The organism is Hyphomicrobium sp. MC1, from assembly GCF_000253295.1.
Lineage (GTDB): Bacteria > Pseudomonadota > Alphaproteobacteria > Rhizobiales > Hyphomicrobiaceae > Hyphomicrobium_B.
Window position 1 is genome coordinate 470,937 of sequence record NC_015717.1, and the last position, 21,323, is coordinate 492,259.

At 56.9% G+C, this 21,323-nt stretch carries 24 protein-coding genes; 16 read left to right on the forward strand and 8 right to left on the reverse strand.

Translation table 11 applies throughout. The annotated features are described in order from the left end of the window. Positions 1–84 precede the first annotated feature (84 nt). The 3 genes from HYPMC_RS02140 (at position 85) to HYPMC_RS02150 (ending at position 3,317) form a co-directional block, all read left to right on the forward strand. The gene (locus tag HYPMC_RS02140; protein WP_013946121.1) at positions 85–1,461 is read left to right on the forward strand and encodes a sensor histidine kinase; all 1,377 of its coding nucleotides are present in this window, start codon (positions 85–87) and stop codon (positions 1,459–1,461) included. Beyond that, positions 1,458–2,111, forward strand: coding sequence for a response regulator transcription factor (locus tag HYPMC_RS02145; protein WP_013946122.1), 654 nt, complete (start codon positions 1,458–1,460; stop codon positions 2,109–2,111). The genes HYPMC_RS02140 and HYPMC_RS02145 overlap by 4 nt, the downstream gene beginning before the upstream one ends. Positions 2,112–2,264: 153 nt before the next feature. Then, positions 2,265–3,317 (forward strand): phenylacetaldoxime dehydratase family protein, encoded by a 1,053-nt coding sequence (locus HYPMC_RS02150; RefSeq protein WP_013946123.1) that lies wholly within the window; start codon positions 2,265–2,267, stop codon positions 3,315–3,317. A 144-nt stretch (positions 3,318–3,461) separates the two neighbouring features. Here HYPMC_RS02150 and HYPMC_RS02155 read toward each other — a convergent pair whose 3' ends face one another. The 5 genes from HYPMC_RS02155 to HYPMC_RS02175 all read right to left on the reverse strand — a co-directional run bounded on the left by HYPMC_RS02155 (position 3,462) and on the right by HYPMC_RS02175 (position 7,537). Then, positions 3,462–3,956 (reverse strand): DUF3617 domain-containing protein, encoded by a 495-nt coding sequence (locus tag HYPMC_RS02155; RefSeq protein WP_371199572.1) that lies wholly within the window; start codon positions 3,954–3,956, stop codon positions 3,462–3,464. Between the two features lie 175 nt (positions 3,957–4,131). Next, positions 4,132–4,776 (reverse strand): hypothetical protein, encoded by a 645-nt coding sequence (locus tag HYPMC_RS02160; protein WP_013946125.1) that lies wholly within the window; start codon positions 4,774–4,776, stop codon positions 4,132–4,134. Positions 4,777–4,867: 91 nt separating this feature from the next. Further along, the gene (locus HYPMC_RS02165; protein ID WP_013946126.1) at positions 4,868–5,557 is read right to left on the reverse strand and encodes a response regulator transcription factor; all 690 of its coding nucleotides are present in this window, start codon (positions 5,555–5,557) and stop codon (positions 4,868–4,870) included. After that, complete coding sequence (locus HYPMC_RS02170; protein ID WP_013946127.1) at positions 5,554–7,071, reverse strand: ATP-binding protein; 1,518 nt, start codon at positions 7,069–7,071, stop codon at positions 5,554–5,556. The genes HYPMC_RS02165 and HYPMC_RS02170 overlap by 4 nt, the downstream gene beginning before the upstream one ends. Beyond that, positions 7,037–7,537 carry a hypothetical protein gene (locus HYPMC_RS02175; protein WP_013946128.1) on the reverse strand — a complete coding sequence of 167 codons (501 nt, stop codon included), beginning with the start codon at positions 7,535–7,537 and terminating at the stop codon, positions 7,037–7,039. Before HYPMC_RS02175 ends, HYPMC_RS02170 begins: the two co-directional genes overlap by 35 nt. 403 nt (positions 7,538–7,940) lie before the next feature. On the opposite strand from HYPMC_RS02175, the gene HYPMC_RS02180 reads away from it, so the two are divergent. The 13 genes from HYPMC_RS02180 to HYPMC_RS02240 all read left to right on the forward strand — a co-directional run bounded on the left by HYPMC_RS02180 (position 7,941) and on the right by HYPMC_RS02240 (position 19,430). Beyond that, positions 7,941–9,800: a methanol/ethanol family PQQ-dependent dehydrogenase gene (locus HYPMC_RS02180; RefSeq protein WP_348623885.1), complete on the forward strand. Its 1,860-nt coding sequence runs from the start codon at positions 7,941–7,943 to the stop codon at positions 9,798–9,800. Between the two features lie 227 nt (positions 9,801–10,027). Then, positions 10,028–10,936 (forward strand): methanol oxidation system protein MoxJ, encoded by a 909-nt coding sequence (gene moxJ, locus HYPMC_RS02185; protein WP_013946130.1) that lies wholly within the window; start codon positions 10,028–10,030, stop codon positions 10,934–10,936. 53 nt (positions 10,937–10,989) lie between these two features. Continuing rightward, positions 10,990–11,571 (forward strand): cytochrome c(L), periplasmic, encoded by a 582-nt coding sequence (gene moxG, locus HYPMC_RS02190; RefSeq protein WP_013946131.1) that lies wholly within the window; start codon positions 10,990–10,992, stop codon positions 11,569–11,571. A 101-nt stretch (positions 11,572–11,672) separates the two neighbouring features. Further along, entirely contained in the window at positions 11,673–11,972 is a 300-nt protein-coding gene (locus HYPMC_RS02195; protein WP_013946132.1) for a methanol dehydrogenase [cytochrome c] subunit, read from the forward strand. Between the two features lie 170 nt (positions 11,973–12,142). After that, complete coding sequence (locus HYPMC_RS02200) at positions 12,143–13,201, forward strand: AAA family ATPase (RefSeq protein WP_371199573.1); 1,059 nt, start codon at positions 12,143–12,145, stop codon at positions 13,199–13,201. Continuing rightward, entirely contained in the window at positions 13,198–14,055 is an 858-nt protein-coding gene (locus HYPMC_RS02205; protein ID WP_013946134.1) for a DUF58 domain-containing protein, read from the forward strand. Before HYPMC_RS02200 ends, HYPMC_RS02205 begins: the two co-directional genes overlap by 4 nt. After that, positions 14,055–15,029 carry a hypothetical protein gene (locus tag HYPMC_RS02210; protein ID WP_013946135.1) on the forward strand — a complete coding sequence of 325 codons (975 nt, stop codon included), beginning with the start codon at positions 14,055–14,057 and terminating at the stop codon, positions 15,027–15,029. Before HYPMC_RS02205 ends, HYPMC_RS02210 begins: the two co-directional genes overlap by 1 nt. Continuing rightward, entirely contained in the window at positions 15,026–16,030 is a 1,005-nt protein-coding gene (locus tag HYPMC_RS02215; RefSeq protein ID WP_013946136.1) for a VWA domain-containing protein, read from the forward strand. Before HYPMC_RS02210 ends, HYPMC_RS02215 begins: the two co-directional genes overlap by 4 nt. Then, on the forward strand, positions 16,020–16,601 hold the full coding sequence (locus HYPMC_RS02220) for a hypothetical protein (RefSeq protein ID WP_013946137.1): 582 nt from the start codon (positions 16,020–16,022) through the stop codon (positions 16,599–16,601). Before HYPMC_RS02215 ends, HYPMC_RS02220 begins: the two co-directional genes overlap by 11 nt. Beyond that, positions 16,598–17,623, forward strand: coding sequence for a vWA domain-containing protein (locus tag HYPMC_RS02225; protein WP_013946138.1), 1,026 nt, complete (start codon positions 16,598–16,600; stop codon positions 17,621–17,623). The genes HYPMC_RS02220 and HYPMC_RS02225 overlap by 4 nt, the downstream gene beginning before the upstream one ends. Continuing rightward, complete coding sequence (locus tag HYPMC_RS02230) at positions 17,613–18,149, forward strand: SRPBCC family protein (RefSeq protein WP_013946139.1); 537 nt, start codon at positions 17,613–17,615, stop codon at positions 18,147–18,149. The genes HYPMC_RS02225 and HYPMC_RS02230 overlap by 11 nt, the downstream gene beginning before the upstream one ends. After that, positions 18,146–19,111, forward strand: a complete 966-nt coding sequence (locus HYPMC_RS02235) for a YncE family protein (protein WP_013946140.1) — start codon at positions 18,146–18,148, stop codon at positions 19,109–19,111. Before HYPMC_RS02230 ends, HYPMC_RS02235 begins: the two co-directional genes overlap by 4 nt. Then, entirely contained in the window at positions 19,089–19,430 is a 342-nt protein-coding gene (locus HYPMC_RS02240) for a hypothetical protein (RefSeq protein ID WP_013946141.1), read from the forward strand. The genes HYPMC_RS02235 and HYPMC_RS02240 overlap by 23 nt, the downstream gene beginning before the upstream one ends. Before the next feature lie 24 nt (positions 19,431–19,454). Here HYPMC_RS02240 and HYPMC_RS02245 read toward each other — a convergent pair whose 3' ends face one another. From HYPMC_RS02245 to HYPMC_RS02255, 3 genes are all read right to left on the reverse strand, one after another. Then, complete coding sequence (locus HYPMC_RS02245; protein WP_013946142.1) at positions 19,455–19,838, reverse strand: hypothetical protein; 384 nt, start codon at positions 19,836–19,838, stop codon at positions 19,455–19,457. Between the two features lie 215 nt (positions 19,839–20,053). Further along, on the reverse strand, positions 20,054–20,461 hold the full coding sequence (locus HYPMC_RS02250; RefSeq protein ID WP_013946143.1) for a calcium-binding protein: 408 nt from the start codon (positions 20,459–20,461) through the stop codon (positions 20,054–20,056). 213 nt (positions 20,462–20,674) lie between these two features. After that, entirely contained in the window at positions 20,675–21,292 is a 618-nt protein-coding gene (locus HYPMC_RS02255; protein ID WP_013946144.1) for a response regulator transcription factor, read from the reverse strand. Between the last annotated feature and the right edge of the window lie 31 nt (positions 21,293–21,323).

Here is a 21,323-nt window from a genome sequence, read left to right on the forward strand (position 1 = left end):
AACCGGGCAATATGCCCGCCGAGCGGCTGCTCCCTTCATTTTTACATGCAGATGGTGCACGTTGCCAAAAAACGGGAAGAGACTATGCGTCTTCTTACGCTCCTCATCATCCGGCTCATGGCGGCTGTGTTGCTTTGTCTTTCGGTCGCGATTGCGTGCCTCGTGTGGGACGCGCATCGTTCGATCGAAGGGGACGTGACCGCAACGGCAACGCGTGTCAATCAGCGTCTGCAGGCCCTCTATTGGCAGCATATGGTCTGGCACAACGGCATTTCGCGAGGATCTCTCGTTCCTCTTCCGGATTGGGATACAGTCGAGACCCAGAGCATTATCTCGCCGGGCGTATGCGTAACGTTTGCTTTGCCCGGTGGCGACCCCCGCAAACTATGTAGTCAGGTTGAAGCCTTGGGGCCGCCCGCTCCAGCGTGGTTCGCACGCCTCTACCTTGCGACCCTGGGCGTGTATCCGCCCGTTGTACGACCGCTTTCAATCCACAATGAAAGTGCGGGGCCTATCGTGACCGCCGCCGATCAGGAAGCTGCGCTTCGCCGTGCCTGGAAAGAAATTTCAACGGTCGTCGACATCGCCATCATGCTGGCCGGCGGCATCGCAATCCTCGCAGCAGCTATGATCGGTCATGCCCTGCTTCCCGCGCGGTCGATCATCGGTGCGTTGCAAGAGATCGAAGAAGGGCATCTCGGGCAACGTCTCGGAAAATTCAAAAGCACTGAATTCAATCATATTGCGAATGCCGTCAACCGTCTTGCTGCAACACTGAAGCAAACAAACCAAGAGCGCATGGCGCTCACAGCGCGGTTGTTCCAAGTTCAAGAAGAGGAACGGAGGTCGCTCGCGCGCGATCTCCATGACGAATTTGGCCAAGCGCTGGCTGCCACGAGGGCACTCGCAACTGTCATCGAGGCCAGTGCGCCTGATCGGCCAAATATCGCACGTGACGCAAGGGCCATTGCAGCCACGCAAGAACGGCTGATGGGAACGCTTCGCACGACACTCATCCGATTGCGTTCGCAAAGCATCGAGGAGCTTGGGTTGGAAGCAAGTCTTCGCCAGCTGATCACCGACTTCAACGCGCAATCGAAGACGGGCACGATTTTTCGCCTGCAGATGACGGGGCGGTTGGCCGGCCTTCAGAAACGTGTCGCGGTAGATCTCTATCGCATCGTTCAGGAATGCCTGACAAATGCCAGCAAACACGGCCGACCAACGGAAGTAAGGGTTCGTCTCGATCATCACGGCTTTGGCGAGCCGCATGTCACGTTGAGCGTCGAGGATGACGGCGGCGGCGACAGCCGGCATCTATCCACGACCGCCGGTCACGGGATTCTTGGCATTCGTGAGAGATTGGCAGGGCTCGGCGGTTCGCTGCAGATCGCGGATGCGCCAAAAGGCATCCTGATATCGGCTCGCGTGCCATTGGACAGTGAAGGCGCGGCTACATGAAACCGATTTCGATACTGCTCGTCGATGACCATCCGATCGTGAGGGAAGGATATCGTCGCCTTCTCGAATTGCGACCTCGGTTTATCGTGTGTGCGGAGGCCGAAGATGCCAACCAGGCCTATATTGCCTACAAAGCTCATAGGCCTTCCGTCGTCATCATGGATCTGTCGCTGGTAGGGGTCAGCGGTGTGGAGGCATTGCGCCGGATCCGAGAGTTGGACAAGGATGCCAAAATCCTAATTTTCAGCATGCACGCAGGAAGTGCTTTTGCGCTCAAAGCGTTTGAGGCGGGTGCTCGCGGCTATATCACCAAAAGCAGCGCGCCTGCTGAACTCATCAAAGCAGTCGAAGTCATTGCGGAAGGCGGCCGCGCCATGAGCGAAGACATTTCGCGCGCGATTGCTGCCGATCGCCTGAGCGGTGACAGGGCAATCGATGCCCTTTCTCCGCGCGAAACAGAGGTGCTGCGCCTCGTTGCTACGGGCCTCAGCAGTGAGTCGATTTCATCGCTGCTTAATCTTAGTTTGAAGACGGTGCGCAACATTCACTACGCCGTGAAATCCAAGATTGGCGCGGAAAACGATGCGCATCTCGTGTGGCTGGCGCTCGCCGCGGGACTTATTCCTGCAGACAGCGTGATCACGCACTAAGCGGGTATATTGCCCGGAAGCCCGAGGGCACCGTGCTCTAGTTCGCCCGAAAACTTCGAGCTACCTCCTTTCCCGTCGATCGCAAAAGCCCTCATAGGAGGTGCAACGATTGATGCTGCTCTGCAGCCAAGAGAAAGTCGGGAGGAAGCTGCTATGACTTTGGATTCGTCGATACCCAGCCATCTGCGCTGTCCGCGAACCCGCACGCGCCAAGTGAGCGATAAATGGGTTCCGCCGGTGCCGGCGTTTTCCTCGCGCCCGGATCCGTCGATAGAAAATATCGTGATGTCGTATTTCGGCGTGCAGGTCGAGGGGGAGGAGAAGAAAGATCAGGCACTCGCAGCGCTACAGAACATCGTCGCCTCGTTTAAAGAGCAGAACGGACCGGCACGATACGACTTGGTCCGATTCATCGACGCCCAAGGGTATTTCAATGCCATCGCCGTCGGCTACTGGCTCGATACGGATACCTTTCATAAATGGAATGAAAGTCCCGCTATCGCCAATTGGTGGGCGTCAGATAAGCGCCTCACTGAAGGCGTTGGCTACTTCCGTGAAATCCTGCGTCCACGCATGGAGCAATTTGAAACCATCTTCACGCATAAGCACGGTCCGTTCGAGGGCGTTAGCGTACTTTTCGGCGAGATGAGCGAACCTATCATCGAGCACGGCTATTGGGGCTCGATGCGCGATAGGCTGCCGTTGTCACAGACCAGCACGATGGACCCGGAGGGCGAACTCTCGCTTAGCTCCGGATCTCCGGCGTTGGGTGGACGAGTGATTATCAATGGGCATGATAATCTTACGCTCATTCGTTCCGGCGAAGACTGGAGCACGACCGAGGGCGAAGAACGTCGTACATGGTATGAGGAAATAGAACCGGTCCTGCACGAAGGCATGAACTATCTGCGTGACGACGGACTCGAGGTCGGCTGCTATTGCAACCGCTATCTCCATCACATGGATGAGAATGGGAACAAAACCGAGAGAGGATTTGGATACAGCCTCTGGCGATCGGTTTCGGTACTCGAAACATGGGGCGCAACGCACCAAACGCACCTTCAGATCTTCGTCACGTTCAACCGGCTGGCGAAGAAATTCAAAAATTTGACGCTCTATCACGAAGTGTCGGTATTCGATGGTGCGAACCAATACTACGAGTATATCAACTGCCATCCGCAGACCGGTCTTATGCGCGCGATCTGACGGCAGAATTTCGTGGAATGAAAATGGAGATACACCTCAGCGGACAAATTCGCCACGTCTGTGGCAGTTAGTTGTTTGCTGAGGTTTCTTGCAAAGATCTGTTCGAAGTAGACGGCGACATTGCGGCAAGCCAAATAATTGAGTCTATCTCACGTTCCCAGTGGACATATTCGACGGACAATCCGGTCCGAGATATTTCCCGTCGATCGTCACGCCCATGTGAGCAACGCCGTCTTGCGGCGGATCGAACGTGATCTTGGACATGGCGCGGTACCACGTTGAAAAATTGCCAGTCAGTACTGTGCTGGTCGTTTCTTTGCCCGCGCCAGTCGTACAAACCACGTCAACGTATCGCTCATCGCCAAGAGCCCTAACGTCGGACGTCGTGCAATTCTTTTTATCTATCCCGGTCACAATCGGATCATTTCTTGTGATGCACGCGTCGAACGTTTTCATACCGACCGTCGCCGCAACCGTCGTCAGCTGCCAGTGCCCGGCCTTTCGAACGGGTAGTTGAGTGGCTACCGCCGCGGAGCTTGCAGCCATCAGGCATGAGAAAAAAACAGAAATTCGAAGACGAGAAAAACACATTTCTGTCGCTTCCGATTTGCGTAGGCGGGTCTCCGGCTGTCGCTGCATGAGAACCGATTTCAGCTGAGCGTCATACCGATTGCGCGAACGGCACGTCCACGGTCGGTCTATGATCTGACCCTAGACAGGCGCCGAACCACGTCGCGCATCGCGATCTTGCCGTCGGCCACCTATTACTGGCGACCGCATCAGCGGCCACTCGGTGACCGAGGTGTGTCATGCTTCAGTTGGCGGTTACTGCCGGCGGCTCGATCGTCAGATTGGGCATGACTGTGAACGTTCCGTCGAATAGCCGCTTGGTTGGATCGGTCACCGGCGTAACGATATTGCGTGCCGGTAAGCCTGTGGTCTTATCGATGTAAACGCTTTGCTGGTTCGGCACCGACATGGCCGAGACGCGTGGTCCCTTGTCCTTGGCGTCGGCTGCAAGCGGCATTGCAAGAGTGCCTTGGTAGACTGCGTAGGTTTTGCCTTCGAAATCCTTGTCGCCCGCGCACTTATAGTCGGTGCCGATTTTCGGCGGTTGCGCGACCGTTTCCTTGATCTGATTGGCGACGGTATCCGCGAACGATTGAGGCAACTCCGCCCAGACGCCTTGCTGGTTGGACCAGGCGCGCTTGCCGATCACGATCATCTCCATCGGCATCGGCTGGTTCGAGACTTCGACGATTTGGTGCATCCGATCGGGAAGAACGTAGTCGGCTTTCATCTTCAACGAACCGTCAGCATTCGTAATCGTGGTTTCAAGACGAAATGCTTTCGCGTCTCGTAGCTTTGCGAACGCCGCATCGACTTGGTCCTTGCACGACTGATCGGCGAAAGCCGGACCGGCGATGAAGGCCAATAATCCGATAACAAAAAATCTCATGAGAATCCTACCCGAGCCGTTTCCGAAGTTTTTGTATTTTTGCAGTTGAACGGATGGCCCAGGAACACATGCCAAGTCACTGCAATTCCGGCTACCAAACCTTCCCGAGGCGCATTGGCGGCACAGAACGATCGTTTATTCTCTGTCCCGACATTTCAGGCAGGTGATCGATGGCAATGCGCATCAGCTCGGGGAGCGATTTTACGCCAAGCTTCGTTTTGATTTGGGAGCATGTGTTTGCAATTGTTTTATAGCTGACGTGCAATTCGTCGGCGATAGCTGCATATTGCTTGCCTTGGGCAATCAGCTCCAACGTTTGCAATTCGCGCAACGTCATGCCGTTGAGGGGGTTGGTCCGACCTTTTGTTTCCATAACGGCAATCGCGGACGCAATGGCATGACTCAGAAACGCCTTGCCCTGACGCACAGCCTGCAGCGCCTTCACGATATCTACGGACGATGTATCTTTTAGGATGTAGCCATTAGCACCGAGTCGCAACGATTGACTGGCGATCATGGGGTCTTCGTGCATCGTCAACACGAGGATCGGCGTGTGCTTGTCGTGGATGCGAAGGCGCCGGATAAACGATAGCCCTCCGAGCACACCTTTCTTGATTGCAAGGTCGATGATGATGAGATCGGGTTTATCGTGGCGATAGGCGCGAAATCCCTCAATGAGATTTGACGCGAGCATGATATCGTCGATGCCGGCATCTTCAAGCACACGGCGGCAGCCTTGCAGCACGATGGGATGGTCGTCGATCACGAGAATTTTGGTCATGCGGTCGCCTGAGAAAATGCGTTGATGGAACCACCGTGAAGATCTCGGGGCCACAACGGGATTTTGATTGAAATCGTGGTGCCGTGGGGTTCGTGACCGGCGATGACGAGACTGCCCCCCGATGCCAGAACGCGCTCTCTCATCGCAGATAATCCAAAGCCTGCTTGCACGTCGGGCTTCAGGCCGACGCCATCGTCGCTGATGCGTAGGGCGATTGCGTCTTGATCGCTGCCAGCGCCTTGACTGGCCTCTTCGCGAAGCTGGACGACAATGTGCGTCGCCTGACCGTGCCGAATGGCATTCGTCAGGGCCTCTTGTGTTGAGCGATAGACGGTGAGGTCGATGCGCTCACCGTAGGGCCTGATGAGCGGGGTGACCGAAAGGCCGATGCGAACGTTGGGATGGCGCCGTTCGAAATCATAGACGAGGTCTTGAATGAGCGCAGAGAGAGGTACTTTGCCGACGGAAACAGGATGAAGGCGCTTCAAAAGCGCGCGATTCATCGCCTTGAGGCGCGAGGAAATCGACAGGATTTCATCCGTTCTTTTGCGGATGGCTTCAGCACTGTCTTCGCGGAGCGCATCGGTGAGACGGCTGATTGATTCCGCGTTCGCGGTAATTCCAAAAAGGCAGGGACCAGCCTCATCATGGAGTTCGCGCGCAATCTCGCGCCGCTCATCTTCTTGCACGGATTGAATCTGCCGATAGAGCTCGCCGTTTTCTTCTCGCGCCTGATCGAGCGATGCAGCAAGCGAATTGAACTTCACTGCAATGTCGGCAACTTCGCTCACTTTTGGAATTTTGAGGCGCTGCGACCGCTCACCCGCTTCAAGCGCCACCAGTCCCTTGGCAAGGTCCGTCAGCGGATTGAGGATACGGCCGAGAACAATATAGAAAGCCAAGACGATGAAGACGATGGCGACGACCGCGACCGTCGCAAAGGCTGAGAGCTGCTCCCACTTCTCCGCGATCTCGTCGTCCGGGTCTCCCTTCAGAATGAGCGAGCGGCCGTTCGGCTCAATGCTGATGACGCGGGTATGATCGTTACCGCCCTTCGGCATCATCAGTGCCTCGAACCAGTCGGGCGTGCGATCGTTGGCGTCATCGATATCGGACACAGTTTCGGGTGATCGCAGGACGCGCATCGGCTTGCCCGGATCTTCGACGTAAACGCGGGCATGACGCAGGTGCTGAATTTCGTGGGCAACGAGATTATCGAGTTCGGAGAGATGATTTTCGGCGTTGATCCGCCGAACAAGCTCGCGCAGATAGCCTTCCGCAGTATCCATCGACGCTTCGATTTCGACGTTCACGGATTGGCGGCCGTTGAGGACGGCTGTTGCTCCCATCAGTACGGTGGCAAGAAAAAGCATCGCGGAAATCGCGAGCAGAACCTGCTGCCGAATGGAGCGGCCAAACCATGCCCCCTTTCGCACGCGGGCACCTAAACCGGAAAAACGCGATGTCATTTGCATTACGTCAACTGCGCGAACCATAACGTTTTGAAAGCGCATCGAGCGCCTCCTCGCCGGTGAATCCGGCTTTGCGCAAATTGTAATACTGCTGTCCTGCCGCTCCGAAACTCTCGATCCGATTGGCGGCGATTGCGTTGTTCAACATAGTAATCAGGCTGATGGCGGTTTCATCGCCGCCCGCACCTTTCAGCATATCTTCGAGCTGGACGGCGCGGTTGGCGACCATGCGTGGCGAGTCGTTAAACTTTTCGGACGCCTCGATCAGAGCACGGCGAACTTCTCCCGATTTTGGGGCGGCAACTTTCCCGTCGCTCTTCGCCTCATGCTCAATCAACCAGATCTCCGGCTTCACGTCGTCCTGTTCCGTCAACCAGCTCTTCGTGCCGACCTTCGTCAGCCCAGAACGCTGTTCTGCTTGGCGCTGTGTCGGTTGTTCCTCACTGCATCCGTTTAAGCCGGCGGCAATCACGAGGGCCAGTGCAAAGATGGAAAGGCGATGGGTCATCACGATTATTTGCGCTTTTACAGGTGGTTTTCATTCTCTCATCGCCAGCTATGACAGACGCGCGCAGAGACTACCAGGACAACGTCTGCAGTCTTCTTTGCCAAAACTTCCCGGCCCAATTTGCCGATCAATCTGAAGACCTCGCAAGGCTACATCGTTACGGTCCGCCCCGTGCTGATCGCGCAACCATCGGACGACCAGCGATCCGAACGCGCAGCACGCATCTAAGAGTGGCCTCGGGTGAGACTTTTGCCCGTATTCCGCTCGTGCCTCAGAGGGTCGAGACGGCGAAAGGACCCCTTCGTTTCACAAGGGAAGCCGCCTCGGCTGAATAAGAAAAAGCTGGGTTTAGGAAACGCGAGGTTAAATGGGCATGAAAAAAGTCGTTGGCACCTCAATGCTGATGTCGGCGTCCTGCATGGCGATAGCCGCCGCTATGCAGCTCGGCGTCGCAACCAGCGCTTACGCGAATGACAAGCTAGTTGAACTGTCGAAGAGCAAAGACAACTGGGTGATGCCGGGTCGGAATTACGACTCGAATAACTACAGCGAAGACGATCAAATCAACGTCGGCAACGTCAAGCAGTTGAAGCATGCTTGGTCGTTCTCGACCGGTGAGTTGCACGGCCACGAAGGCGCTCCGCTCGTCGTCGATGGTGTGATGTACGTTCATACGTCATTCCCCAACAAGACCTTTGCTCTTGATCTCAACGATCCGGGCCACATCCTTTGGCAGCACAGCCCGAAGCAGAACCCAGCCGCTCGTTCCGTGGCGTGCTGCGATCTCGTGAACCGCGGTCTGGCTTATTGGCCGGGCGACGGGAAGGTTCCGGCGTTGATCATCAAGACCCAGCTCGACGGTCACCTCGTCGCGCTTAACGCCAAGACGGGCGAAGAATACTGGAAAGTCGAAAACGCCGATATCAAAGTCGGCCAGACCGAAACCCAGGCTCCGTACGTCGTGAAGGATCTGGCAATCGTCGGTTCTTCGGGCGCCGAACTTGGCGTTCGCGGCTACACAACCGCCTATAACGTCAAAACCGGCGAACAAGTCTGGCGCAAGTACGCGACCGGACCGGACGCCGATATCGGTATCGGCGACGACTTCAACAAGGCGAACCCGCACTACGGTCAAAAGGGCCTCGGCCTTGCCACTTGGGAAGGGGACGCCTGGAAAATCGGCGGCGGCACCAACTGGGGTTGGTATGCCTACGATCCATCGCTCAACCTGATTTACTACGGCTCGGGCAACCCCGCTCCGTGGAACGAAACGATGCGTCCGGGCGACAACAAGTGGACCATGACGATCATGGCCCGCGATGCCGACACCGGCGAGCTGAAGTTCGGCTACCAGAAGACGCCTCACGACGAGTGGGACTTCGCTGGCGTCAACGTCATGATGCTTTCTGAGCAGAAAGACAAAGACGGCAAGGAGCGTAAGCTTCTGACGCATCCCGACCGTAACGGCATCGTCTACACGCTTGATCGTTCGAACGGCGACCTCATCTCGGCGAACAAGCTCGACGACACGGTCAACGTCTTCAAGACGGTCGACCTGAAGACCGGCCTTCCGGTTCGCGATCCTGAATACGGTACCTACATGAACCACAAGGGCACGGACATCTGCCCTTCGGCCATGGGTTACCACAACCAGGGTCACGACTCTTATGATCCCAAGAAGCAGCTGTTCTTCATGGGTATCAACCACATCTGCATGGACTGGGAGCCCTTCATGCTTCCCTACCGCGCAGGTCAGTTCTTCGTTGGTGCAACGTTGTGGATGTACCCGGGTCCGAAGGGTGACCGCCAGAACTTCCTGGGCCTCGGTCAGATCAAGGCCTACAACGCCATCACCGGCAAGTACAAGTGGGAGCACATGGAGCGCTTCTCGGTTTGGGGCGGCACGCTCGCAACCGCCGGCAACCTAGTGTTCTACGGTACGCTTGATGGCTTCATCAAAGCACGTAACTCGGACACGGGTGAGCTGCTCTGGAAGCACAAGCTGCCGTCGGGCGTGATCGGCTACCCGATGACGTACGAGCACAATGGCATCCAATACGTTGCGATCATGTCGGGCGTTGGTGGTTGGCCGGGTGTCGGTCTGGTGTTCGACCTTCAGGATCCGACTGCTGGTCTCGGTGCGGTTGGCGCTTTCAAGCAACTCCAGAACTACACGCAGATGGGCGGCAGCGTCGAAGTGTTCTCGCTTGACGGCAAGAACCCCTACGACGACGTCAACGTCGGCGAATACGAGAAGGGCTGATAATCAGCCTCGGGCTATGGCATCGGCGATCTTCACCGACGCCATAGCCCACTGGATATCTCTCGTGTCCGAAAAGGACCCGAGCCGCGCGGCGATAGTCGATTATTCGCTTCACAACGACGGCTATCTGCCTCGCGAGCAATGCATTCGAATTTCCGGCAACAGCGCTTGATCCCGCGCGAGGCGCGAGCAACCGCCAGACCGATTTGAAAGGCCTTGTTCAAATCATGGCTCCCGAATTAGAAACCGCTCATTCGCGGACATTTGTTTCGCGTCTTTGGCAAGTCGCGGCTGCCATCAGTGTTTCGCTATTCGCGCTCGCAGCTTTCAATCCGTCGATGTCGGATGATGCAAATCCTGCTGCGGCGGAGGACAAAAATGTCCTGCGTGTCTGCGCGGCCGCGAAAGAACTGCCGTATTCGGCGGACGACGAGTCCGGCTTCGAAAACAAGATCGCCAAAATTCTTGCTGATAGCTTGGGGCGAAAAGCTGAATTCGTCTGGTTCCAAAAAGACGCCATCTACGCGGTGCGCGATCAGCTCGATAAAAATCTTTGCGATGTCATTATCGGAACGGATACCAACGATCCCCGCGTTCTGACGTCGAAGCCCTATTATCGAGCGGCCTATGTTTTCATTCAGCGCAAGGACTCGCCGCTGAAGATCGATAGCTTTGATAGTCCCGATATCGTCAAGGCAAATCCGATTGGCTTCGTGCAAGGCACGCCCGCCGAAACGATGATTACCAAGCTCGATCTCTATAACGACAATATCAACTACGTGTCATCGCTGACCAACTTCAAGGATAAGCGCAATTCCTACACGCGCGTTCCGCCAGATCGGATGGTCGGCGAAGTGGCTTCGGGAAAATCCGAGCTCGCTATTGGTTTCGCGCCGGAAGTCGCGCGTTACGTCAAGGCGAATGACGCGCTCAAGTTGACTGTCATTCCCGATAATAATGTTCGCGACGATGGCCAGCGCGTTCCGTTTCATTTCGACCAGTCATTCGCCGTCCGCAAGGACGAAAAGGATCTGATGGCCGCGATAAACACCGCCCTTCCGGGCATACAGAAGAAAATCGACGTGGTTCTGAAAGACGAAGGAATTCCCTTCGAAGCGCCTCAACCGCCGACCTGAAGACAGATGTCCCGCAGATCGGCAATCGAAGAAGAGTGGAAGAGAAATTGCAGATGAGATTTGGAATTCTGGCAGCCGGCGCTGTCGTATGGTCGTTGATCGCGGGTGCGCAGATGGCCAATGCCCAACAGGTTTTTCAGAATACCATTACCGGTGAAACCCTGGACGTCGATGGCACGGCACCGAAGGAAGGCCGTAATACCCCTGCGGTCAAGAAGTTCCTGGAAACCGGTGTGGATGCCTATGTCGAAGTTACGGGCTGCCTACCCAAAGGCGAGGAGGTTTTTCTCGAGTCCTGCTCGGGCTGCCACGGGCATATCGGCGAAGGCAAGGTCGGTCCGGGTCTGAACGATTCCTACTGGACCTATCCGAAGAACGAGACCGACAAGGGTCTGTTTGAAACCATCTTCGGCGGTGCCAACGGCATGATGGGTCCGCACGGCCAAGACATCGAGCTCGACGACATGTTGAAGCTCATCGCTTGGATCCGCCACATTCAGAAGGACGACGTCAAAGACGCTCAGTGGCTGACGGACGAGCAGAAGAAGAACTTCAAAGCCTTCAATATCGACGAATGGGAAAAAACGGGACGCACTGCCGCTGCGAAGCAGCAATGCAAGATTTCCGGCAACTAGCTCATGTCCTGGTTAGGGCTGCCTCACAGGGCTTGGCTGGTACGGAACAACAAGGACGGATCAGACCGTCCGAAGACGAGTAGAAAAATGGAGGAATGCCTATGAAGAACCTTTCACTCACGCTCGTTGCCGGAATTGCATTTGCCGGCCTCGCTGGCGCGATGGCACCCGCGGCCATGGCCTACGATGGCACGCACTGCCGCGCTCCGGGCAACTGCTGGGAGCCGAAGCCCGGCTTCCCTGAAAAGATCAAGGGCACGAAGTTCGATCCGAAGCACGACCCGAAGCAGCTCGCGAAGCAGAGCGAATCCATGGCTGCCATGGAAGAGCGGAATGCGAAGCGCGCTGAGAACTTCAAGAAGACCGGCAAGTGGGTCTACGACGTCTCGAAAATCCAATAGTCGAGACGGACACATAATCCTCGGATCTTGCGACGCTTGCAGGACGAAAAAATTTCCTCTCCGAGGTATCTGGGGTGCTGCCCAAAACAGCACCCCCCTTTTCGTCCGAACTGAAATCTGACGTCCAGCCGTTCGGCCGGCTGAGCACGCCACGCTTGGGAACAAGAATAATGAATCGCCCAACGCTTGATCGGCAGCCTGCTGCCGATATGTCCGAACCAATTAACCTCGAAAGCTGGCGCCGCGATGCTCGCGACTTCGAGCAGGAAATCGCGAAAGCTGTCGTCGGCCAGGAGCGGGCAATCCGTCTTTTGACAATTGCCGTATTCGCGCGCGGGCATGTTCTTCTGGAAGGCGACGTCGGCGTCGGTAAGACGACGCTCTTGCGCGCGATGGCTCGAGCGCTCGGCGGTGCTTACGAACGCATCGAAGGCACGATCGATCTAATGCCTTCGGACATGATCTATCACACGTTTCTCAACGAAGAGGGTAAGCCACGCGTCGATCCGGGCCCCGTTCTTCGCCATGGCAGCGATCTCTCGGTTTTCTTTTTCAACGAAATCAACCGCGCGCGCCCTCAGGTGCATTCGCTGCTGCTGCGATTGATGGCCGAGCGCAGTATCACGGCCTTCAACAAGGAACACTATTTTCCCAATCTGCTCGTCTTTGCTGATCGCAATCGCATCGAGCGTGAGGAAACCTTTGAGCTGCCTGCCGCTGCCCGCGATCGCTTTCTGATGGAAGTTGGCATTGCTACCCCGACAGGCAATACAGCGCGCCGAGACTTGCTCTTTGAGACGAAGTTCCATGATGTCGATGCGCTGATTTCATCACTCAGGGAAGGTGTGATCGACTACCGGCGTCTGAATGCGCTTTCCAAGGTCATTCAGAACAGCATCATCGTAAGCCCGGCGCTGGAGACGTACGTTCTCGATCTCTGGACCGCCGTGCGCGAACCCGCGAAGGCCGGCATTGATATTCCAAACGTCGACATCACGCGTCTCGTGGCGGGCGGAGCCAGCCCGCGCGGCATGAGTTATCTGATCCGAGCGGCGCGCGTGCAGGCGTGGCTCGCCGGCAGAGACATGGTCGTGCCGGAGGATATTCGTGAGATTTTCTCCGAGTGCATGGCGCACCGCATCTTCCTTGCGCCGGTCTACGAACTTAGACGCGATGACATCATTCGGGCGCTCATCAGCGACGTGTTCGCCAAGGTGCCGGCGCCATGAACGACGCCGCGCGCGATCTCGCTTATGCCATACCCTGGCGTACGAGCGGCGTCCGCGTCGGCGCGCACAAGAGCTATCTGTCGGGAAGCAGCGGCCTGTTCCGCGATATCGTTCCGCTGACGGCGTTTCCTGATCCGAGGCGCATCGCCGTTCGCGCCTCGTTGAGCGACCCTTTCGAACGTCTTCTTGTCCGTCGCGCCGAACAACCGAGCGCGATTGATGTCGTCGTTCTCGTCGATGTTTCAGCTTCGATGGCCTTCGAAGGCCACTGCAACAAGATGGCGCTTGCGGCAGATATTGCCGAAGCGCTTGCGATTTGCACCGAACGTACCGGCGATACCTTTGCATTGCTGCCGTTTGACAGCGTGTTGCGCCAGGACCTCTTGCTCTGGAAGACACTGTCACGCGCGGCGCACCTGGACGCCATTGACCGGCTTCGCCACGCAAAAGCCGAGCACAAAGGAACTAAAGGTATCGCCGAAGCCGGTGCGGTAATTGCCGGATCGCGCAAGCTCGTCTTCATTGTTTCCGATTTTTTGTGGCCCGAAGAGGGAACACGGGCTGCAGCCGAGGTGCTCGCCTTCCACGACGTCGTGCCAATCGAGTTGCGCGACAGTCTTGAGATTGAAGACTTGCCGCGTTGGGGTCTGCTCAATCTGCGTGACCTTGAAACCGGACGGCATCGTCTTGTCGCCATGCGTCCATCATTGAAAGCGAAATGGCTGACATTGCGAAACGAGCGGCGCGATCGCATCACGCGCGTCATCGATGCGAACGCTCGCGAGATGTTCACCATTCGCGATTCAATCGATTGGATGCGCCTTACCGCCTATCTTCTCTACGGGTCCGCCTGATGCGCATCTTTTGGATGATCGTCTTCGTTCTGATCGGCATTCGCCCGGCGCTAGCTGCCATAGACGCCGTCAACATCTATGAGCCGCGGACGTTCGGTTATTTTATCGGAGATATGCTCGAACGCGACGTTCAAGTCGTCACCAGCGGCAACACCGAACTCTTTACGGCGGCACTTCCACGGCCCGGCCCCCTGACATACTGGCTCGACTTGGTTTCCATCGACCACACAGAGCGCGAAGCTGATGGGCGGCGGATCTATGATATCAAGCTGAAGTATCAGATTTTCTATTCCGCGATCGAGGCAACTGAACTCGACATTCCGGCCTTCCCTCTGAAGTTCAAAAATCCGACGAGTGTTGCGCCGGATGAAACTGCGCCGAATGACCCGGAAGAAGCTGCAAGGAAATATTCCGCGTCGGTTCCTGCTCTGCGCCTGACCCTCTCGCCGCTTCGCAATCTCGTTTTGAACGATCTCATGCCCGAAAAGACGAAAGAACTTTCGGACGTGCTGCGTCCCAACGTGCGGGCACACGAGATTCCAGTCGCCTCCAAAGAAAAAATGCTCGCGCTTTCCAGCCTCGCGCTTCTCGGCTGTGGGCTACTGCTGCTTTGGCATTATGCCATCTGGCCGTTCAAGAAACGCGCCGGCCGTCCGTTTACGCAAGCCGACCGCCAGATCCGGGACCTCCTGCCCTATGGAGTGGGCGACGCTTCCTATCGCGAGGCACTTCTCATTCTGCATCGCGCTTTCGACGAAGCGGCCGGTCATCGGTTATTTGCCGAAGACGCTTCAGCATTCACGCGAGAACATCCGCGCTTTGAAGGGTTGGCACCGCGGCTCAAAGCTTTTTTTGAAAGTTCGCGCCTTTATTTCTTCTCCGACGATCGACGCACCGCCGAGGATCGCTTCCCATTTGAAAGCGTGAAGAGGCTGGCCGGCGATCTAGCACGCGAAGAAAGAGCCGCGGCATGATTTTTACGAACCCTCTCGGCTTATATTTGCTGCCGCTGATGCTTATCCCGCTCTTTCTCGGGACACAGAAGCAGGAGGGTTATCCTTCGCTTGCGGACCTTCCGACCGACCGGCTTTCGCAAGTGCTGACTTGGGCACTGCGATTTGCGGGAGTGCTCGCCATTGGCGGGATCGTTCTCGGACTATCGGGAATTGCGCTGCGTGAACGCAAGATCGAGCGCTTTGGACAGGGCGCGCACATCGTGCTGTTGATCGACCGTTCCGCCAGCATGAACGATACCTTCGCAGGTCGTCAGCCCAGCGGAGCAGAAGAATCGAAATCGGCGGCGGCCAAGCGGCTGCTCAAGGATTTCGTCGTGGAACGCAAACATGACCGGTTCGGTATCGCCGAATTTTCAACTGCGCCGCTACATGTCGTGCCGATTACCGATCACAAAGGCGTCGTGCTCAATGCAATCAATGCGATCGACCGGCCGGGTCTCGCGTTCACGGATGTCGGCCGCGGCCTCGGCATGGCGCTCAGCATGATCGACGAAGATGTTCTGCCTGGTTCGCGCGCTATCGTTCTGGTCTCGGATGGCGTCGCGGTCGTGGGGCGGCGCGTGCAGGAAGCGTTGCGGACGGATTTCGCCCGGCGTCCTGTCCATCTCTATTTCCTCTATCTGCGCACCGAAGGTTCGAACAGCATGTTCGCCACTCCTCCGTCCGATGCAGAGGATACGCCGCAGGCGCTCCCCGAACGCCACCTCAACAAGTTCTTTCAGAGTTTGCGCATTCCCTACCGTGCTTATGAGGCGGAGAACGCCGATGCGGTCAAAGCCGCCATAAAAGATATCGGCAAGCTTGAGCAGACGCCAATCGTCTACACCGAGCGTATCCCGCAATACGACCTGTCGCGATGGGCATACGCGTTTGCGGCACTGGCTTTAGCTCTTCTTCTTGCCGCGAAGCTCTGCGCCCGCTCGCTCCACGCCATGCCCGGAGGCGCGCATGCTCGTTGACCGCTTTATCACTCTTTTATCGGATCAGCGCAGAAAAATCCTTTGGCTGCTCACGCTCCTGTGCGCGGTTTGGTTTGGATACGCCGCCGATGAATTCTTCCGAGCCGAACGCGCTAACAGCACGATCCGCCAACTCCTGGCGCGGGGTGATGCTGCGATCAACATTCGAACCGCGACGCCGCAGGAGATTCTGGCGCGCATAAATGAATCTCTGCGACGCGACCAAATCGATGATGCGCAAGCAACCTTGAGTTCGTCGGTCGAGAGAGTTCCCCCCGCCATTCACGCAGCTGCGCTTTACAATATGGCCAATTTAAGAACGCTGCTCGCAGCCGAGGCTGTTCGTAAGGGCGATCTCGACGGAGCGGCTGCGCTCGTCAATTTGGCGAAATCCGAATATCGCCTCGCGCTCAAACTTGATCCTGCAAACTGGGATGCGCGCTACAATATCGACGTTGCCATGCGGATCGTGCGTGACCTGCCGCAAGCGGATAATCCCGATAAAGAATCGCCCGACGCACCAAAGAAATTATGGACGGATCTGCCCGGCATTCCGAAGGGGTTGCCATGACTTTCTTCGGGATTGAATTCGATCGCCGAACAGCTTTGCTCGCCGGCGCGCTGGCACTGACCATTGCCGCGATGATCGGCTTCCATCTCGTGCGCAACCAGCGCATCGCCGACGTTTTGGCAATCATAGATATCACCGGTAGCATGAACACGCGCGACATGGGAGACCCGCGCGGATCGCAGGATCGGCTCGAATCCGCCAAGACTGCGCTCGTCAATCTGATGCAGGATCTTCCCTGCGACTCACGTCTCGGTCTCGGCGTCTTTACGGAGCGCATTTCGTATCTCCTCTTCGATCCGGCCGAGATCTGCGCCAACTACGATGCACTCGAAGGAGCAATCTCAGATCTCGATTGGCGCATGGCGTGGGCAGGCGACAGCTATATCGCCCTGGGTCTCTATTCGGGCATCGACATCGCTCAGAGTTTGAAATCTGATCTTCTATTTCTGACTGACGGACATGAAGCGCCGCCTCTGCCCTTCACGGGCGTTCCGGAATTCGATGGCAAGCCGGGTGCTGTAAAAGGCTTGATTGTCGGCGTCGGAGGAACGGAAAAAACACCGATCCCGAAATTCGATGACGAGGGACGGCAAGCCGGCGTTTACAGCGAAACTGACGTTCCGCAGGACAATCGAATCGGCGCGCCGCCGCCAGATGCCGAGACGCGCGAAGGATACAATCCGCGCAACGCTCCTTTTGGCGCCATGCCCGCGACCGGCGACGAACAATTGTCGTCGGTAAGAACCGCACATCTGGAAGACCTCGCGCGACGTACCGGCCTGCAATACGCCGAGCTTCAGCACGTCAATTCGCTGGCGCCGCGTCTTCTCTCGGCGACGGAACCTCGGCTCGTGCCGGTGGATACGAATATGTCTTACGTTCCCGCGCTCGCGGCGCTGCTGCTGCTGCTCGCACTCTACGCATTTTCATTGTTCGAGACGGTGCGTTTTCCCAGTCCCCGCCACCTCTTGAAGTTCGGTTTTACGTCCCATCCCAAAGGAGCTTTGGTTTATGGCAATTAAGTTACGTCCACTTCTCGTTATCGCTGCTGTTCTTTCGTTCTCGAGTGCTGCGTGGGCGCATGGTCCGACGCCACAAAAAGTGGATGAGAAAATTACGATTTCCGCCCCACCTGCTGACGTCTGGAAAATCGTGAAAGACTTTGCGTCCATCGGGACGTGGCACCCATGGGTCACGAATATCAAGGTCGAAGGGAGCGGCGACGACACGACCCGAACGTTGACGCTCAAGTCTGGCGGAACGCTCATCGACAGCCTTGATGCCATCGACGACAAGGCGATGGAGATCGACTACCGCCTGCAAAACGAAGACCTCAAGGCGCTCGCGGTCAGTTCGTATTCCGATGCGATTACCGTGCAGCCTGCTGCCGGGGGCGGTAGCGAGGTCGAGTGGATATCGCGTCTCTATCGCTTCGATACCGGCAACGAACCGGCGGACGATCAGAATGACGAAGCGGCCGTAAAGGGATCAACCGCATACATCAAAGCCGGGCTCGCAGGCCTGAAGGCGAAAGTTGAAGGTAAATGAGGGCACGTCTTCCCGTCGCTGCCCTTTTGAGCACCATCGTCATTGCGCTGAAAGGCGCAGTGGCGATGGCCTCACCGCAAAGCGTTTACGTTCTCAGTCAAGACGACGGCATTCTTTCTGTCATCGATACGACCTCTGATGAAATCGCGGCGAAGGTCGCCATTACCGGCAAGCCGGCAGCCTTCACGATCGATGCGAGATCACACAAAGCCTTCGCAACGCTTCCCGACAGCGGCGAGATTGCCGTCATCGATCTCGGCCGGCGCGCACTCTTGGCTACCCTGAAGGTCGGCGGCCAGCCATTCGGCATTGCGTCCGACAATGCGGGTCGCCTTTTTGTAGGCGACTGGAGCGCCAATCGCATTTCCATCGTCGATGAGACGACCGGCGCGGCTGAAGCGACGTTTGCCGTTGGGCGCTCGCCGGCTCATCTCGTTGCGACGGGAGACGGCAGACGGCTTTTCGTTGCCGACCGTGAATCGAACAATGTCGCAGTCATCGACACAAAGAATCTCAAAATTCTGGCGAAAATTCCCGTCGGCCGCGCGCCGTTCGCATTGGCAATAAGTCCGGATAAAAAACGACTGGCGGTCGCCAACGTCCAAGCCGCGACGCTGTCGATCATCGATACGAACACTCTGAAGATCGTCTCGACGCCTGCGACACGTTCGATGCCCTATGGCGTGACCATCACCGACGACAATTCAGAAATCCTCGTTTCCAACCAACACGGCGGAACCGTCTCGATCTTCAATGCGCAAACGTATGCACCGCGCGCCGAGATCAAGGTCGGGCGCTATCCGGAAGGCGTGGCCGTGCTGCACAATGGGAGAAAAGCCTATGTGGCGAACTGGTTTTCAAACACCATTTCAGTTCTCGATCTTGCCAGCAATGTCGAGATCAAGAAGATCAAATGTCCTAGCGGACCGCGGATGGTTCTTGCCGGCGCTGTGGAACATTAGCGCCATCGCGCTTACCATCGTGGTTGCAGCTGGAGCAGCACCCAGCACCGGCCATGCTGAATTGCTCTGTGGCGCGATGGTCAAAAGCGGCGTTGCATCGGGCAAGACCGAAGCCGAAGCCAAATCCGCCGCGACGACATGGTGGACATCCCGCGCCGGTGCGCTCGGCGAGGGGTATCAAGAGTGGGACCACGCGAAGAACAAATCCGTCTCGTGCCACGTGGGACCTTTCAACACGTTCAAATGCCGTGCGTCTGCAGAGCCACGCCGACCCGACAACAGCAAGCCGGCCGCCTCCCCGAGCAGTAAGCATCTTTAGCTGTACGGCTTCGTCCAAGAGGGATCAGAGCTCGCTGAAGGTCCTGGTCGATTGCATCGAGCCGAAGTAGGTGCCGGTCCAACGTTCGACCTTCTCTGGTAAGAAAATAAAGCTCTGCATCTTATAGACGAGGCCGTTGCTCATCACGGTTTCGTCTTTCACTGGAATGGCGTTAGCGGGAAGAAAGTAGGCGCAGGTCTGTTTGCCAACGACCTTGTTCACCTCATTGGCTGCGATCTCTTCCGAGTCGCCCGCAGCTTCCCGCTGAAGAAAAGCGACCTGCTCGTGCTTTTGACCGCAGAAATAGCCTGAGACCCGGACCGGGTCATCGGCGCGAGCGGGGCCTGTGGCGCAAAGGGTGATGGTTGAAAGAAGGAGAGCAATCCGCGAAATGCTTACGAGGGGCATGGGCTTCTCCAAAAGGCTAAGCGTTCACAACCTGGGTGAACCCAAACCTCGAGCGCGCCTCCGAGACCCTTCTTCTCAATTTCCTGAAAGCGTGAGGGAAGAATCGGTAGATCTCAACTGCAGCGGAGTCACATGCGTCTCGAAATCTCAGTGCACACACAGGAAAAGAGGCTGCCTGGCCGCGACTTGCATGCGATCCAGACAGCCGAGGAAATTTACTCAACAAGAAGCAGGAATGATTTCCCGGCATCCGAGGCTAGTTCTTTGTCGTCGAGCGTGCCGTCACTATCGGGATCAGCCGCCTTGAAGCGCTCTACGACGATCGCGTCGTATTCGTTCTGATCGAGCGTGCCGTCGTTGTCGGGGTCAGCAGCTTTCAGACCGGCTTCGTCAACGCGGCCGGACAGCTCTTTGCCATCAAGGGTTCCGTCCTTGTCGGGGTCGAGCTTGGTAAAGAGTTTTGCCGCGGCAGTTTTGGCTTCTGGCACATCGACCGTGCCGTCGTTGTCGGGATCAAGCGCGGTCAGAGATGCTGAAGCGGCGATGGCCGGGTGTGCATAGTGAACGGATGCCAATGCGGCGCCGGCCACCAGTGCTGCGACACCCAATAATCCAAATTTCATTTCGAAAAACTCCTCCATGGGCGATACGAAACGGCCCCCGTTTCGAAAGTCGTTCCTTAAGCTCAGAGGATTACTTCCCTCCGAGATGCGATACTGACAGCACGCTAACAGAGGACAATTTCCCGAATTAAGGTGATAAATAGGAAGAAATTTCAGGAATTATTTCCCAAATCGCCGTCCGGCTCGGCGAATATCGCAAACGCTCGGCAGCTTTCAGATCAGCTTCATTTCAAGGGCAATACGGACCATTTCGGTCGATGTGCGGGCGCCGAGCTTTTTCCTCAGGATCGCGCAATCCGATGCGACGGTCTTATAGGACACGGAAATATCGTTGGCGATTTCGGCCATGCTCCGGCCGCGGGCCAGCATTCGCAGGACGAGCTGCTCGCGCTCGCTGAGAAGCGTTTCTGTTTGATGGTTTTGTGCCCGGAGCAGCGCCATCTCCTGCACGAGATCATCCGAGATCCACGTATCGCCGCGCGCGACCGCCAGCACGGCCTCGCGCAGATCGGTCGAGCCACCGGTCTTGCTGACGTAGCCTCTTGCGCCGGCCTGGATCGCCTGAATCGCAAGGATCGGCGTATCGCTCATCGAGAAGACGACGATGCGGGCTTCGTGGTCGTGGCCGACGAATTCACGTGTCAGCTCAAGGCCCGAGCCGTCCGGAAGATTGATGTCGATGATCGTCACATCAGGATCTTCGCGTGGCATTGCGAGCCGCGCTTCTGCTGCCGTTCGCGCTTCGACGATCGCCATCCCATCGATTTGAGAAAAGAGCGCTCGGCAGCCGGATATGACGATCGGATGATCCTCGACGATGAGAAGCTTCACGGTTGGTCGCGCTCACCTCAAGCACCCGAGC

What these genes read in the sequence shown, in the direction of transcription:
- HYPMC_RS02250 (WP_013946143.1), bottom strand. Translation starts at nt 20,461, where the DNA reads ATGAAATTTGGATTATTGGGTGTCGCAGCACTGGTGGCCGGCGCCGCA.
- HYPMC_RS02155 (WP_371199572.1), bottom strand. Translation starts at nt 3,956, where the DNA reads ATGCAGCGACAGCCGGAGACCCGCCTACGCAAATCGGAAGCGACAGAA.
- HYPMC_RS02210 (WP_013946135.1), top strand. Translation starts at nt 14,055, where the DNA reads ATGCGCATCTTTTGGATGATCGTCTTCGTTCTGATCGGCATTCGCCCG.
- HYPMC_RS02145 (WP_013946122.1), top strand. Translation starts at nt 1,458, where the DNA reads ATGAAACCGATTTCGATACTGCTCGTCGATGACCATCCGATCGTGAGG.
- HYPMC_RS02220 (WP_013946137.1), top strand. Translation starts at nt 16,020, where the DNA reads ATGCTCGTTGACCGCTTTATCACTCTTTTATCGGATCAGCGCAGAAAA.
- HYPMC_RS02140 (WP_013946121.1), top strand. Translation starts at nt 85, where the DNA reads ATGCGTCTTCTTACGCTCCTCATCATCCGGCTCATGGCGGCTGTGTTG.
- HYPMC_RS02225 (WP_013946138.1), top strand. Translation starts at nt 16,598, where the DNA reads ATGACTTTCTTCGGGATTGAATTCGATCGCCGAACAGCTTTGCTCGCC.
- HYPMC_RS02205 (WP_013946134.1), top strand. Translation starts at nt 13,198, where the DNA reads ATGAACGACGCCGCGCGCGATCTCGCTTATGCCATACCCTGGCGTACG.
- HYPMC_RS02170 (WP_013946127.1), bottom strand. Translation starts at nt 7,071, where the DNA reads ATGCGCTTTCAAAACGTTATGGTTCGCGCAGTTGACGTAATGCAAATG.
- HYPMC_RS02195 (WP_013946132.1), top strand. Translation starts at nt 11,673, where the DNA reads ATGAAGAACCTTTCACTCACGCTCGTTGCCGGAATTGCATTTGCCGGC.
- moxJ (WP_013946130.1), top strand. Translation starts at nt 10,028, where the DNA reads ATGGCTCCCGAATTAGAAACCGCTCATTCGCGGACATTTGTTTCGCGT.
- HYPMC_RS02180 (WP_348623885.1), top strand. Translation starts at nt 7,941, where the DNA reads ATGTCGGCGTCCTGCATGGCGATAGCCGCCGCTATGCAGCTCGGCGTC.
- moxG (WP_013946131.1), top strand. Translation starts at nt 10,990, where the DNA reads ATGAGATTTGGAATTCTGGCAGCCGGCGCTGTCGTATGGTCGTTGATC.
- HYPMC_RS02235 (WP_013946140.1), top strand. Translation starts at nt 18,146, where the DNA reads ATGAGGGCACGTCTTCCCGTCGCTGCCCTTTTGAGCACCATCGTCATT.
- HYPMC_RS02230 (WP_013946139.1), top strand. Translation starts at nt 17,613, where the DNA reads ATGGCAATTAAGTTACGTCCACTTCTCGTTATCGCTGCTGTTCTTTCG.
- HYPMC_RS02175 (WP_013946128.1), bottom strand. Translation starts at nt 7,537, where the DNA reads ATGACCCATCGCCTTTCCATCTTTGCACTGGCCCTCGTGATTGCCGCC.
- HYPMC_RS02200 (WP_371199573.1), top strand. Translation starts at nt 12,143, where the DNA reads ATGAATCGCCCAACGCTTGATCGGCAGCCTGCTGCCGATATGTCCGAA.
- HYPMC_RS02245 (WP_013946142.1), bottom strand. Translation starts at nt 19,838, where the DNA reads ATGCCCCTCGTAAGCATTTCGCGGATTGCTCTCCTTCTTTCAACCATC.
- HYPMC_RS02165 (WP_013946126.1), bottom strand. Translation starts at nt 5,557, where the DNA reads ATGACCAAAATTCTCGTGATCGACGACCATCCCATCGTGCTGCAAGGC.
- HYPMC_RS02215 (WP_013946136.1), top strand. Translation starts at nt 15,026, where the DNA reads ATGATTTTTACGAACCCTCTCGGCTTATATTTGCTGCCGCTGATGCTT.
- HYPMC_RS02150 (WP_013946123.1), top strand. Translation starts at nt 2,265, where the DNA reads ATGACTTTGGATTCGTCGATACCCAGCCATCTGCGCTGTCCGCGAACC.
- HYPMC_RS02160 (WP_013946125.1), bottom strand. Translation starts at nt 4,776, where the DNA reads ATGAGATTTTTTGTTATCGGATTATTGGCCTTCATCGCCGGTCCGGCT.